The sequence below is a fragment of the Halalkalibaculum sp. DA384 genome, assembly GCF_043951955.1.
GTDB lineage: Bacteria > Bacteroidota > Rhodothermia > Balneolales > Balneolaceae > JAMQKA01.
In genome coordinates, this window is the sequence record NZ_JBINJE010000023.1 from 1 (window position 1) to 12,873 (window position 12,873).

Genomic DNA, 12,873 nt, shown 5'->3' on the forward strand with positions numbered 1-12,873 from the left:
ATGGCCGCCGTCAGGGTCGTCTTGCCGTGATCCACATGACCTATCGTTCCTATGTTTACATGCGGCTTCGTTCGCTGAAAGGTTTCTTTTGCCATAACAGAATTTATTTAATGATGTTTATGATCTTGATTCTAAAATTTCCTTTTCAATATTGCCGGGAACCGGTGCATACTCAGCAAATTCCATTGAGTAGGCCGCTCGTCCCTGGGTAACAGATCGCAGGTCCGTAGAGTAACCAAACATTTCTGAGAGTGGCACTTTTGCATTGACTACCGATCCTGCGGGATTGTCTTCCATCTTCCCGATGATTCCCCTTCGGCCGTTCAAGTCACCGATTACATCTCCCATATATTCCTCGGGGGTAATGACCTCGACATCCATAATCGGTTCAAGAATGGTGGGACCGGCTTTTCGTGCCGCATTCCGGAATGCCAGCTTCGCACAGAGCTCGAAACTAAACGCGTCGGAGTCAACATCGTGATATGATCCGTCATACAGGCGGAATCCAACGTTCTGTACCGGGTAATCTGCCTGAATGCCCCCCTTCATAGCCGCTTTGAATCCCTTCTCCACGGCCGGGATAAACTCGCGGGGAATATTTCCACCCACAATTTCGTCAATAAACATAAATCCTTCGTCAACGCTTACCTTCTTATCATCCTCATCGTACTCATCAAAATGGTCGAGAGGAGCAATTTCAAATTCCATATCGGCAAACTTCCCGCGACCACCAGATTGTTTTTTGTAAATTTCACGGTGTGCCACACTCTTAGTGATCGTTTCGCGGTAGGAAACCTGGGGTTTGCCGACATTGCATTCCACCTTGAATTCACGCTTCAGACGGTCTACAATAATTTCGAGGTGAAGCTCTCCCATACCGGCAATAGTGGTCTGGCCGGTCTCTTCATCGGTTTTGACCTGGAATGTGGGGTCCTCTTCGGCAAGCTTGACCAGGCCGGTGGTCAGCTTTTCCGCATCGGCTTTCGACTTTGGTTCAACAGCAAGCTTGATTACCGGTTCGGGGAATGTGATTTCTTCCAGCAAGATAGGCTCTTCAACATCGCAGAATGTATCGCCGGTGCGAACCTCCTTTACCCCGACAGCAGCCGCAATATCACCGGCTCTCACAATGTCGAGATCCTTTTTGTCATTTGCATGCATTTCAAGAATTCGTCCAACCCGCTCGCGCTCACCCGTGGTGGCATTATAGATATAGGAACCCTTTTCCAACTCCCCGGAATACACCCGGAAAAACGTCAACTTACCTACATAAGGATCGGTCATAATTTTGAATGCCAGCGCGGAGAATGGCTCATCAACCCGCGGGGCGCGCTCCATCTTTATATCATGATCCTTCGGGTCTTTTCCGCTAACCGGGGGAATGTCATACGGGCTCGGCATGTATTCAACGATCTTGTCGAGCAGTATCTGGATCCCCTTGTTTTTCAGGGCCGAGCCACATAGGACAGGAGTAATATCCTGTGCCACGGTGGCTTTTCGAATCGCATCCTCAATTTCATCTTCCGTAATTTCCTCTTCCATCAGATACTTTTCCATCAGGGAATCATTGTGATCCGCAATAGACTCGAGCATAATTTTACGATACTCATCGGCCTGCTCCCTCAGATCATCCGGAATCTCAATCTCTTCATACTTGGCCCCGAGCGACTCATCATCCCAGACGATGCCGCGCATATTAATAAGGTCTACCACGCCGCGGAAATTCTCTTCCTTGCCGATCGGAATTTGTATCGGGATCGGGTTGGCACTTAGTTTATCCCGCATCTCCCTGATCACATTATAAAAGTCAGCCCCGACGCGGTCCATTTTGTTGACAAACGCCATGCGCGGCACATTATATTTATTAGCCTGCCGCCAGACTGTCTCAGACTGTGGCTGCACAGCCCCAACAGAGTCAAAGACACCGATCGCGCCGTCAAGAACGCGAAGCGAACGCTCGACCTCTACGGTAAAATCGACGTGACCGGGCGTATCAATAATATTAATGCGGTGATTTTTCCACTCACAGTGCGTTGCCGCAGAAGTAATGGTAATACCCCGCTCCTTCTCCTGGTCCATCCAGTCCATCGTGGCAGCGCCGTCATGAACCTCACCCATCCGATGACTCCGGCCGGTGTAAAAAAGAATCCGCTCGGTAATCGTTGTCTTACCGGCATCTACGTGGGCCATAATCCCGATATTCCGGGTACGCCGTATCCTGTCCTGTATTTTGGGGTCAACTTTCTTTGTTGCTTCAGCCATAGTATTAGAATCTAAAACTCAAAAATCTTTCTTTTTTTCAAAATGATACCTGCCGACAAACGAGCAACGCACATAATCTTGCCCGAACGGCAATATTGTTAAAACCTAAAATGAGCAAACGCCTTATTGGCTTCTGCCATGCGGTGCACTTCATCCTTTTTCCGCACGGCGCCGCCCTCATTATTTGAGGCATCCATCAGTTCTCGCGAAAGCCTGCGGGCCATCGACTTGTCATTACGACTCTTGGACGCATTTATCAACCAGCGCATCGCGAGCGAGGTGCCACGGTCCGGGCGAACCTCCACCGGCACCTGGTACGTTGAGCCACCCACACGCCGCGAGCGAACCTCAACCACGGGCGTCACATTGTCCAGGGCATTCCTAAATACCTCAATACCCTCTTCACCCGTCTTTTCTTCAATAATTTCAAAAGCCTGATAAAGAATCTTGCGTGCGATGTTCTTCTTGCCGTCTCTCATCAGGTTATTGACAAAACGCGTAACCAGCTTATCACCGAATACCGGATCTGGCTGTACTGTACGTTTTTCTGCTGTCTTTCTTCGCATATCAGTTCAGTTAATTTCTTAAAGTGACGAACAACTTAGTTAGGCTTTTTGGTCCCGTAAAGGCTACGTCCCTGCTTTCGGTCCTCAACACCGGCCGTATCCAGCGTACCCCTGACAATATGATAACGAACGCCGGGCAGATCCTTCACCCTGCCACCTCGTATCAACACAATGCTGTGCTCCTGCAGGTTATGACCCTCGCCGGGAATATAGGCGGTCACTTCCATGCCGTTGGTCAAACGCACACGAGCCACCTTTCGCAGGGCCGAGTTTGGCTTTTTGGGTGTTGTAGTGTAAACACGGGTGCAGACGCCACGCTTTTGAGGGCACCCTTCCAAGGCAGGAGCAGTTGTCTTGCTCGTCTTACTTTTTCTACCTTTGCGTATAAGTTGTTGGATTGTTGGCACTTTATGCTCGTTTTGTTGGTTATTCAGTCAAACAAGAGTTGCCAAAGGTAAGGAATATGTACTTACCGATGCAAATAAATTCTGCCAAAAACTTTCTCTTTTTTTCTTTTTATTGCCAATCCCCTCTTGGCCGGAGTATATGTGTTCAAAAGGGTTGAAAAATAAGATTAACTGATATATAACATTATATCAATTGAGGTTAATAAATCTTCCGAATTTGCATTCAAAACGGTTAAAAGCACTCTCTGAACACGGGATTGAGAGTATTGGGGATCTGCTGCACTTTCTGCCCCGAAGGTACCTCGACCGCACCACCGTACTCCCGATCAGGAACCTCGACGGAAAGGGGGAGGAGGTAACCGTAGTGGGGCGTGTTAAAAAGATTCAGGAAGCCGGTCGCGGAAAAAAGAAACGGCTCGAGGTGATTATCCAGGATGATACTGCCTCCATGAAGGGAGTTTGGTTCAAAGGGGTACACTATTTTAAAAAGCAGTTCAAAAAGGGGGAAATATACGCTTTTTTCGGGAAGGCGAAGCGGTACGGGCGGTATATCTCGATGGCCCATCCCGATGTGGACCAAGTGGGGGATAAAAATGACCTGCAGGATCTGACCCGCATCATGCCGGTCTACCCGGGCAACAAGGCGTTTTCCAAAAACTACATCACCAGCAAGCTGATCAACCAGTGGCAGCGAAAGATACTACAAGAGGAGACTCCACCGGAGTTTATCCCCTCACATATATTAAGTGAGCATGACCTGCCCGAACGTGCCGAAGCATACCGCATGGCACACTTTCCCGAAAGCCCCCGGGAATACAGGAAGGCCCGGGAGCGATTTAAGTTTGAAGAGCTTTTCCTGTTTGAGCTGAGCATCGCGAGAACCAAGTATATCATCATTGAACGGCAGTCGGGCCCCCTGTTTGACAAGATGGGCACACGCACCACCCACTTTTTTAAAGACATACTCCCGTTTGAGCTGACCGGGGGACAAAAAAAGGCGCTTTCCGACATCAAAAGGGATGTGCGCTCCGGCCTGCAGATGAACCGGCTGATTCAGGGCGATGTGGGGTCCGGAAAAACCGTAGTGGCCATCGGTGCCATTTTGATGGCGATCGACAACGGCTACCAGGCGGCATTTATGGCCCCAACCGAGATCTTGGCTGAACAGCACTACCGCACGCTTACTGAATTTCTGGAGCCGCTCGATATCAGTGTACGGCTTCTGGTGGGCAACCAGAAATCGCGGCTCCGCACCGATATCCTGACCGATGTGGAAGGGGGCGGCTGCCAGGTGGTGGTGGGTACCCATGCCGTAATCCAGGAGCAGGTGAACTTCCACAATCTCGGCCTGGCGGTCATCGATGAGCAGCACCGTTTCGGGGTAAAACAGCGCGCTGCAATCCTGCAGAAAGGCTCTCATCCCCACGTGCTGGTGATGTCTGCCACCCCGATTCCCCGCTCGCTGGCGATGACTCTCTACAGTGACTTGGATATCTCTGTCATCAAAGGGCTGCCGGCAGGACGCAAACCGATCAAAACGGCCGTCCGCAGGGATACAAGCCGTCAGGATATCTATGGCTTTATGCGGAGTGAACTGGCGGAGGGCGGACAGGCGTACGTGGTCTATCCGCTGGTGGAAGAGTCGGAGGCGATGGACCTGAAGGATGCCACGGCGGGCTTTGAAAACCTGGCCTCTCAATTCCCGAATTACAGCGTCGGCCTGCTGCACGGACGGATGACCTCGGAGGAAAAGGATGCGGTGATGCAGGCCTTTATCAATAACGAGATCCAGATCCTGGTCTCCACAACCGTCATTGAAGTCGGGGTGGATGTCCCCAACGCCAACATCATGATTATTGAACACGCCGAGCGGTTTGGCCTTTCCCAGCTCCACCAGCTGCGGGGGCGGATCGGGCGGGGCAGCCGGCAAAGCTACTGCATTCTGATGCAGGGCGACAATATCAGCAAGGAGGGCCGCTACCGGCTGCAGACGATGGCCAACACAAATGATGGCTTCAAAATTGCGGAAGCGGACCTCAAGCTGCGGGGACCCGGCGACTTTCTAGGCACCAAGCAGAGCGGTCTGCCGGATTTTGAATTTGCAGATATTGTGGAAGACCGGGAGATCCTGGAACGGGCCAAAACCGCCGCCTGGAATTTGATGGAACATGATCCCGACCTGGAACAATCAGAACATGCAGAGCTCAAAAAAGTCTTTATCCCCTATTTTAAAGAACGGGCAAAGTTCTACGGGATGGGATAGATACCGGGAAAATTTCGGGCGGTCGTACTCATGACAGAGTCACTGGAACAGAGCTCCTTTTAATGCTGGCTGCAAGCCCTGTTTACCCTCTGCATTTTACATGACTTTTTTTACCCTAACAATCTGGATGGTTAACAACAGAAGTACAGCGTTGGCAGTTAGCGTATGCAAAACGAAGTTATTGAACTAACCCAGCAGTTTTTCCCGATTTCCAACTTTCATAGCATTATGGACCAGTGGGGCGACCTGCTGGTACACCAGCCACGTAACAACCTTTACCGGGCGGATAATTCATATCACTCTTTCGATTTTTCCTATCAGGTACTGAGTGATGATGTATTGATTTTACACCAGAAAACGGCGTGCCATATCAAACACAGGATGAAGCTCACCCCTCGGCCCAACGGCAAGTTTTATACGCTGAAATGCTCAATGGACCAGAACAAAACCGCCCGGCTAATCTCCGAAAATCAACACTACGATATCTATCAGGGTACGCTGGACCTGTTTAGTAATTATGCCAGCTGCCAGCTATATTGCCGAGCTCCCGGAGGGCTACCACGAAGAGAACCTGCAAATTATTATTAGTCACAAATTTATTGAAGAGTACATAAAGCCACAGAATATCTCCCACTGGCGACTTCAAAAAATAATCAAGGGATGTAATGATCTATTATTCATCCTCCCGCAATCGCCCGCACCCATAAAAAAATTCATGAATCAACTGGCTTTTGACATGGAAAAGATAACCGCGGGGAAATCAATTAATAAACTTCGACTTTTAAAAACAATCAGCAGTGCGCTGGCGCAACTGTTCCAGGTAAAGGCTTCAACCAAGACCGATTCATCAGCGATAGGAGTAAATGAAAATACGGCTCGGAAAGTAGCCAGCTACCTGGATAATTGTCTTGCGACCCCTTTCCCGGGTATGGATTTCCTGGCCGCCACGTTTGGAATATCTGTGTCTGGATTAAAACGACATTTCAAAAAAGAATTCAATACAACTCCTTTCCAATATTACCGGCGAAAAAAAATGCAATTGGCCTGCAGGAAGCTTGAAGAGTCTGAGTTGACGGTTACCGAAATCGCTTTTCAGCTGGGATTTAACAATCCCTCAAATTTTATCCGAGCATTTAAAACAGAATTTGATACCACGCCCGGTCGATATCGTGAGTACAACTCGCCAATGTAAAGCTCTCTCTTTTTGAGCTTCAAAATTTCTGATATTGATCACCTGTATAGATTTGGGCTTATCTGAGTATCCTGGTTTGAACTTATCTGAATATACCCGGCAAGAGAGAATTTCTTTTCTTTAGTGAGAGAAAACAGAACCTGGCTTTTTCGGACAGTACGGTATCTACTCTAAACTATCATCTGACATGCGACTTGAACTATCTGATGCCCTTAAAAAAGGCTTAACCCTTCTTTATACCTCATTAACAACATTCCGCCAACAAATACGCATAGTTTTTCTTTTGCTGATGTTCTGCAGTATTACGGGACTGACGTATGGGAAAGCCTATCTGGATACCAAAACTGTTGAATTTGACGAACCCACTTTTTCCGGTGAATTCACCAATAAATCCTACTTGGGTAATGATGTAAAAGAGGATAGCGCAAAGGTGGACAATATGGATAACCATTCCACCAGCCACGAAACATTTATTGTTGACAACACGCCGCCTACACTGAATACCGACGCATCAATGCCTGTTAATGGAGCACGTCAGGTTTCCGCCAATACGAACATTGAGCTTGTCTTCTCGGAGCCCATTGAGGCTGGTAACGGAAATATTACGATTATCGATGAGACCTATGGTCAGGAGTACGAGACATTCGATTTGGCTACCGGCAGCAGCGCCGATGGGGGGGTACGTTAACGATCAGCGGTTCCTCGCTTACAATTGATCCCTGCAACAGCCCGCTATCTTATCCCAGAGATTTTTCCCTTGATATTGAGGCTGGTGCGCTTACCGATACAGCAGGTAATCAAATACAGTCCTTCGATGGTACTGGTACGTATCAATTTACCACGGCACCGCCAACGTTGATAACCACGAGCGCCGGTTTCGATGTTACGGATGGTACGGGGATTGATGGTGGGGAGACCACGACCGGAGGTGATGACTGGCTGCGTATTGTGGACCCGGATCATCTGGATTCGAATTCCATCCTGGATGGAAGACTTGGGAAGGACAGGGTAGTTCTTGAAGGTGGTGGCTCATTCGACTTTACGACCTCGACGATACAGAGTTTTTCAACGTTGCGCACTACCGGCAGTGGTACGTTCGATATTAATGTGGATGCGACAAGTGGCCTCGATGATTTTACGGATTATATAGGGCAGAACAACAGTACGAACAACTTGCTTGTCTACGGATCCGAGGTTGACTTGCCTCAGGAACAGTTTGAGCAGTGGGATGAGATTCGATTGATGGATCCCGGAGCTGAACTCACTATTGATGAGGGAGTACTGGCCGACGTTACCGATTTCACAGCTACGGGAGATGGCACCGAGTCACTTACCGGTAATTTCGGCACAACCGCGGACCTGAGCGGATTTGAAGTCATCAAAAATACGGCCCGTAATTCTACAACATTCAAGATAGACGAGAACACACAATTTGACGATGTAACGGAGTTTGCTACCAGCGACCCAATTGGGAGTGATGTCCTCGAAACAGCTGGCAGTGAATTAGACGTATCTGACATCACGTTGACCAACATCAATACGCTCACCACCTCCAACACAGATGGAACTAATTTTACAGGCACTGACAACAGTGACACAATCATCGGGGCAAGCGGTGATGATACGATAAATGGAGGCCTCGGCGCCGACAACCTGACTGGCGGTGGGGGTGAAAATACGTTTATTGGTACTGCTGATGAACTAAACGAAGACACTATTACCGACCTGGGATTAACCGACGAGATCGTTATTGAGGGTGAAGAAAGTAGTGTTGATGGAATATTTATACAATTTGATAGCAGTACCAACACGCTTACGCTCGATACAAACAATGACGATACTTTTGACAGTTCTGATATGACATTGACCTTCTCTGGAAATTCGCCAGATGGTTTCCAGGCACATACCGATGCTGGAAATGCCGTAATTACGCGTGATCCGGCAGAAATCATATACGTTGATGCCGATGCCGCCGGGACCAGCGACGGTACCTCGTGGACCGATGCCTACAACAGCCTCCAAGATGCGCTTGATGACGCCACGGGCAACGACCAGATCTGGATCGCCGAAGGCACCTACTACCCTGATGAGGGAGATAATGTTACTGATGGAGACGAAACCGCCTCTTTTACCATTCCCGGCAACCAGGACGGCCTTAAAATCTATGGCGGCTTTGACGGCACCGAAAGTCAGATCGATGAGCGCGATATTTCGGGTCATACTACAATCCTTTCGGGTGATATTGACAACAACGATACCAAAACGAACGGTGTCACGATGGATGCCGATGATATTAGCGGTACCATTAGCAACAACGTGCTCTTTCTTGACGCCGGGGATGTTTATGAAGGAGGTAACGACGTAGATCCCAACATTACAACGAATACCGAGCTTGATGGTCTTATTGTTACTGGTGGGCAGGCCAATGGTAGTAGTTTTGACAGATATGGTGGGGGCCTCTACTGCGACGGATATGGGAGCAGTAATGAATGCAGCCCTTCGTTACGCAATGTTATTTTTATCGGCAATGAAGCTTCTCTTCAAGGTGGAGCTATTTATAATGAAGGTGGCAAATCAGGGGCAAGCAGCCCCGTCCTCACCAACGTTCTTTTTAAGAGTAATAATGCGAATTATGGGGGAGCTATTGTAAACGGAGGTAATCGTAGTGGTATAAGTAATCCTACGATAACTAATGTGATTTTTTTACCAATAATAGTGCTGATTATAATGCTGGAGCTTTATACAGTGACGGCTCCAATGGTACATCCACTCCAACGATTACTAACACTATATTTTACGGTAATACTGCTTCCGATAAAGGAAATCATATTGAAAACTTTAATGCAACCCCTACCATCAGTTATTCACTTGTTGAAAATGGGGTAAACGGATCAGGAGTGCATGGAGATCCCAATGATGACGGCGGAAGTAACATCGATGCCAATCCCAAATTCGTAGATGCCTCCAACCCCGCTTGCCCCGACGGAAAGTGGTTCACCGATGATGATGGATTGGTTTTGGAACCCAGTTCCCCCGCTGTTGATGCCGGAGATAACGACGCCATTCCATCAGGTGTTACGACCAATATTGCCGGCAACCAGCGCACCCGGGGCGGCACCGTAGATATGGGGGCGTATGAGTCGGAGCCCAACGAGCCGCCATCCTTTGTATCGACTCCTATTTCAGCAAGTGTTGATGAGCATGCTTCACCCGGAACACCTGTTGTAAATATTGATGCGACCGATGGGGATGGTGGTTCGGCCGATGACAATATCACCTACAGTATTACAAGCGGCAACCCGGATTATAACAGCGATGGCACCGGAGCTTTCCAGATTAATGAACATACTGGAGAAATTACGGTGGTTGATGCGGCTGACCTGGATTATGAGGGGAGCACTTCAGTAACGCTGACGATCGAAGCCACCGATGACGGCGGACTGTCGGCCAGTGAAGCAGTTGATATCACACTCCATGATGTGGCAGAAACGTTTGTAGTGGACGGGGATTCCCAGGATTCCTTTGACGGCAAGTCGGAAGCCGGGGAACGTACCGACGGGGGCGGGCTCGATGTCTACGAGGCGATCGGGCTGGCCCAGGTGGAATCCAGCAGCCTCGATACCATTCGCATCGAGGAGCCGGAGACCTCTTCGGAACAGATTTTTGTATCCGGCAAGCAGCGGCAGGTCAATGCCGTACTGGAAATCGCCCCCGGTGTAACGCGTACGGGCACCAACGGGGCCTATATCTTTAGTTCAGATGGCAGTTCATTTGAAAAGATCATAAACAACGGCGACCTGAAGCAAGGTTAAAATAGTTCCACTGACCCGACCCTCGCTTTCTACATCCAAAACACCACGCTTGCCAGCGGATTTGAAAACAACGGCCTTGTCAAGAACGATTATGGTGCGCCAACGGGGCAACTCATTTTTATCGACAACGGCTCCACTTTTGGCGGGAATTTCACCAATACTGGAACCCTTGCCGGCGCCGCTACAGCCATTGACCTCCGTACTTCTGTCAAGGGTGACTTTTTTAACAGCGGTACTATTACCGGCGACAGCTACGGGGGCTATCTGGCACAAGATGTGGACGGCAGTGTCATCAACTCCGGCACGATATCTTCTGCAGGCAACGCTTTGCGAATCGACGGGGCCATCGGCGGTACACTGGTCAATGAGTCGGGTGGAACGCTTGAAAGTACGGGCAGCGTGGCCCTGCAGCTTGGCAGCGCGGATCACACTGTTATTAACCGCGGAGATATAGCCGGGGGCGATGGTACGGCGGTAAACCTGGGCGACGGTGACGACACGTTTACTGCTGAATCGGGTACAATTACGGGCTCCATTGAAGGTGGAGCGGGTAACGACATCCTCATTGGAAGTGACGCCGGAGAACATTTTGCGGGAGACGACGGGGACGACCTGGTACGCCCCGGGAAGGGAGCCGATACGATCACGCTCGGAAATGGCGCAGACCAAATTCAAGGGACGCCGGAAGAACTGAACGGAGATACGGTTACTGATGCCACAACGGGCAACTCCCTGCTGGTCACCAGCACCACGGGACTCTCCTACCCCGCCACGGTGCGTACCCTGAGCGGTAAAATTGAGATCGACGTCGACGGCGACGGTTTTGGCAGTGCCGATGACATCATCATCCACGCACCCGGCATCGATACCCTCTCCCTGGATATTACGGAAAAGGCGGGCAATACCGGATTCTGGTACCTAAGCATGTCACCTTCGCAATATATTCAACGCCTGAAGCGCGAAGTATACGATTCCGGTCATCATATAGAGATCGATTTCCGCCGGGCTACAGTCTATGAGCATCCCACGCGACCCGGTATTGTTGCAGTAACACTTCAGCAGCGGTGGAACAGCCCCGCCTATGCCGACAACGGCTACCTGGTCTTGATAATCGAAATCAATGATGAGCCGGTAATTCATCTTCGCAACTGGTATGAATCCACTCCGCCAACTGGCCAACTGGCAACAGATATTCCGCTGGTTACCAAACTCCGGCCGCCGGCGCTGTCCTCGAGCAGCAGGGCAAGCACACTCACAAAAACGGCTTTTGCCTCATCGCCAGGATCTCCACCTGCAACCTTATGGGAACGGCATCCGCGTTGGTGGATTCTCCCTGCCGCGGCTACCACCGCCGTTACCCTCGGTGTTACCCTGCTTACGGGAGAGGGGGCAACCGAGCTACCTGATCCACCGGGTCGTCCGTCCCTGAATTAGCCCTGGTTGCTCGTGTTCCTTCACTCATCTTCGTCTTTAACCCGGAATGGGGATGCGTGGATACACAAGCCCTCAACCATAGACGGGGCTTCTCGTCGGATGTGTGATAAAACCAAATCGCGGAGAATATACTACAGCGTGATGTAGTCGAATGATGGATTGAAAGCAGGCTTTCATGCAAGAGGCTACACAAACAATAGGAGGGGAAGTAATGAAATTGCAATTTTGGTGATATCATCTCCCATAATCTCACGTAGATTGGATATCGCCCGGTAGATGTGGTTTTTGATCGACTGGTACTTGATTGACAGGATATCTTCTATCTCATCATAGCTCATCCCGTTGAAATATTTCAGGTAGAGCACCTCTTTTTGGCGGCTGGGCAAATCATCCAGCGCTTTATACAGCGCTTTCAATTTTTCCGCCTTCACTTCATCCTTGATCAAGATGACTTCTGGTGAGAACTGAATCTTTGGTATACTCTCCAACGGTTCTTCCTGCTCCTCAAAATATTTGCGACGTTTCTTTATCTTTTTCAGCAGACTTCTTCGCAGGGAGGCCAGCAAGTATGCCTTTGTGGAATCCACTTCGGAGAGATGCTCCCTGCGATCCCAAAGCACGACAAAAAGCTCGTGGATGCAGTCTTTGGTAAGCTCCGGGCGTCCCGACAGCTTGAGGCCATAACCATACAAGTCCTCATAGTACAGGGTGAAAATCTGTTCCCACGCATCCAGATTTCCATTCAAAAACAGTTCCCAAAGATTGTTTTCATCCGGGGTTACCTTTCTTACCGAATGAATCTTTTTATCTGACATGGCAATAGATCCCGTACCTATCTAGTTCATATACCTCTTGATTAACATTTGGTGTTTATTTCGTTTTGATCTGGATATGATTGACCTGCCTTTCCCGGTTTATCGGTTCCCTTAGATTCAGC

At 49.5% G+C, this 12,873-nt stretch carries 12 protein-coding genes; 7 read left to right on the top strand and 5 right to left on the bottom strand.

Features of this window, described 5'->3' with window-relative positions:
• The 4 genes from ACG2E4_RS12935 to rpsL all read right to left on the bottom strand — a co-directional run.
• Positions 1–95, bottom strand: a 95-nt coding sequence (locus tag ACG2E4_RS12935) for a GTP-binding protein (protein WP_395257691.1), incomplete at its 3' end; no start/stop codon positions are given.
• Positions 96–117: 22 nt separating this feature from the next.
• A complete protein-coding gene (fusA, locus tag ACG2E4_RS12940) occupies positions 118–2,262 on the bottom strand; it encodes an elongation factor G (protein WP_395262477.1) in 2,145 nt (714 codons plus the stop codon).
• 98 nt (positions 2,263–2,360) lie between these two features.
• Positions 2,361–2,828 carry a 30S ribosomal protein S7 gene (rpsG, locus tag ACG2E4_RS12945; protein WP_395262476.1) on the bottom strand — a complete coding sequence of 156 codons (468 nt, stop codon included), beginning with the start codon at positions 2,826–2,828 and terminating at the stop codon, positions 2,361–2,363.
• A 35-nt stretch (positions 2,829–2,863) separates the two neighbouring features.
• Complete coding sequence (gene rpsL / locus ACG2E4_RS12950) at positions 2,864–3,235, bottom strand: 30S ribosomal protein S12 (RefSeq protein WP_395262475.1); 372 nt, start codon at positions 3,233–3,235, stop codon at positions 2,864–2,866.
• 193 nt (positions 3,236–3,428) lie between these two features.
• Here rpsL and recG point away from each other — a divergent pair, with 193 nt between their 5' ends.
• From recG to ACG2E4_RS12985, 7 genes are all read left to right on the top strand, one after another.
• Positions 3,429–5,498 (top strand): ATP-dependent DNA helicase RecG, encoded by a 2,070-nt coding sequence (recG, locus tag ACG2E4_RS12955; RefSeq protein ID WP_395276814.1) that lies wholly within the window; start codon positions 3,429–3,431, stop codon positions 5,496–5,498.
• Between the two features lie 165 nt (positions 5,499–5,663).
• Entirely contained in the window at positions 5,664–6,086 is a 423-nt protein-coding gene (locus tag ACG2E4_RS12960; protein ID WP_395276815.1) for a hypothetical protein, read from the top strand.
• Positions 6,087–6,234: 148 nt separating this feature from the next.
• The gene (locus ACG2E4_RS12965; protein WP_395276816.1) at positions 6,235–6,690 is read left to right on the top strand and encodes a helix-turn-helix domain-containing protein; all 456 of its coding nucleotides are present in this window, start codon (positions 6,235–6,237) and stop codon (positions 6,688–6,690) included.
• Positions 6,691–6,877: 187 nt separating this feature from the next.
• Positions 6,878–7,378 carry an Ig-like domain-containing protein gene (locus tag ACG2E4_RS12970; protein ID WP_395276817.1) on the top strand — a complete coding sequence of 167 codons (501 nt, stop codon included), beginning with the start codon at positions 6,878–6,880 and terminating at the stop codon, positions 7,376–7,378.
• Positions 7,379–7,545: 167 nt separating this feature from the next.
• A complete protein-coding gene (locus tag ACG2E4_RS12975; RefSeq protein WP_395276818.1) occupies positions 7,546–9,576 on the top strand; it encodes a hypothetical protein in 2,031 nt (676 codons plus the stop codon).
• 11 nt (positions 9,577–9,587) lie between these two features.
• Positions 9,588–10,502, top strand: coding sequence for a cadherin domain-containing protein (locus ACG2E4_RS12980; protein ID WP_395276819.1), 915 nt, complete (start codon positions 9,588–9,590; stop codon positions 10,500–10,502).
• A gap of 276 nt (positions 10,503–10,778) precedes the next feature.
• Positions 10,779–11,936, top strand: coding sequence for a calcium-binding protein (locus tag ACG2E4_RS12985; RefSeq protein ID WP_395276820.1), 1,158 nt, complete (start codon positions 10,779–10,781; stop codon positions 11,934–11,936).
• Positions 11,937–12,121: 185 nt separating this feature from the next.
• On the opposite strand, the gene ACG2E4_RS12990 is transcribed toward ACG2E4_RS12985, so the two are convergent.
• Complete coding sequence (locus ACG2E4_RS12990) at positions 12,122–12,751, bottom strand: RNA polymerase sigma factor (RefSeq protein ID WP_395261649.1); 630 nt, start codon at positions 12,749–12,751, stop codon at positions 12,122–12,124.
• Positions 12,752–12,873 lie beyond the last annotated feature (122 nt).

Bases quoted from the DNA above. Each gene is read 5' to 3' on its own strand.
- fusA (WP_395262477.1), bottom strand. From the start codon at position 2,262: ATGGCTGAAGCAACAAAGAAAGTTGACCCCAAAATACAGGACAGGATA.
- ACG2E4_RS12960 (WP_395276815.1), top strand. From the start codon at position 5,664: ATGCAAAACGAAGTTATTGAACTAACCCAGCAGTTTTTCCCGATTTCC.
- ACG2E4_RS12965 (WP_395276816.1), top strand. From the start codon at position 6,235: ATGGAAAAGATAACCGCGGGGAAATCAATTAATAAACTTCGACTTTTA.
- ACG2E4_RS12970 (WP_395276817.1), top strand. From the start codon at position 6,878: ATGCGACTTGAACTATCTGATGCCCTTAAAAAAGGCTTAACCCTTCTT.
- rpsG (WP_395262476.1), bottom strand. From the start codon at position 2,828: ATGCGAAGAAAGACAGCAGAAAAACGTACAGTACAGCCAGATCCGGTA.
- ACG2E4_RS12990 (WP_395261649.1), bottom strand. From the start codon at position 12,751: ATGTCAGATAAAAAGATTCATTCGGTAAGAAAGGTAACCCCGGATGAA.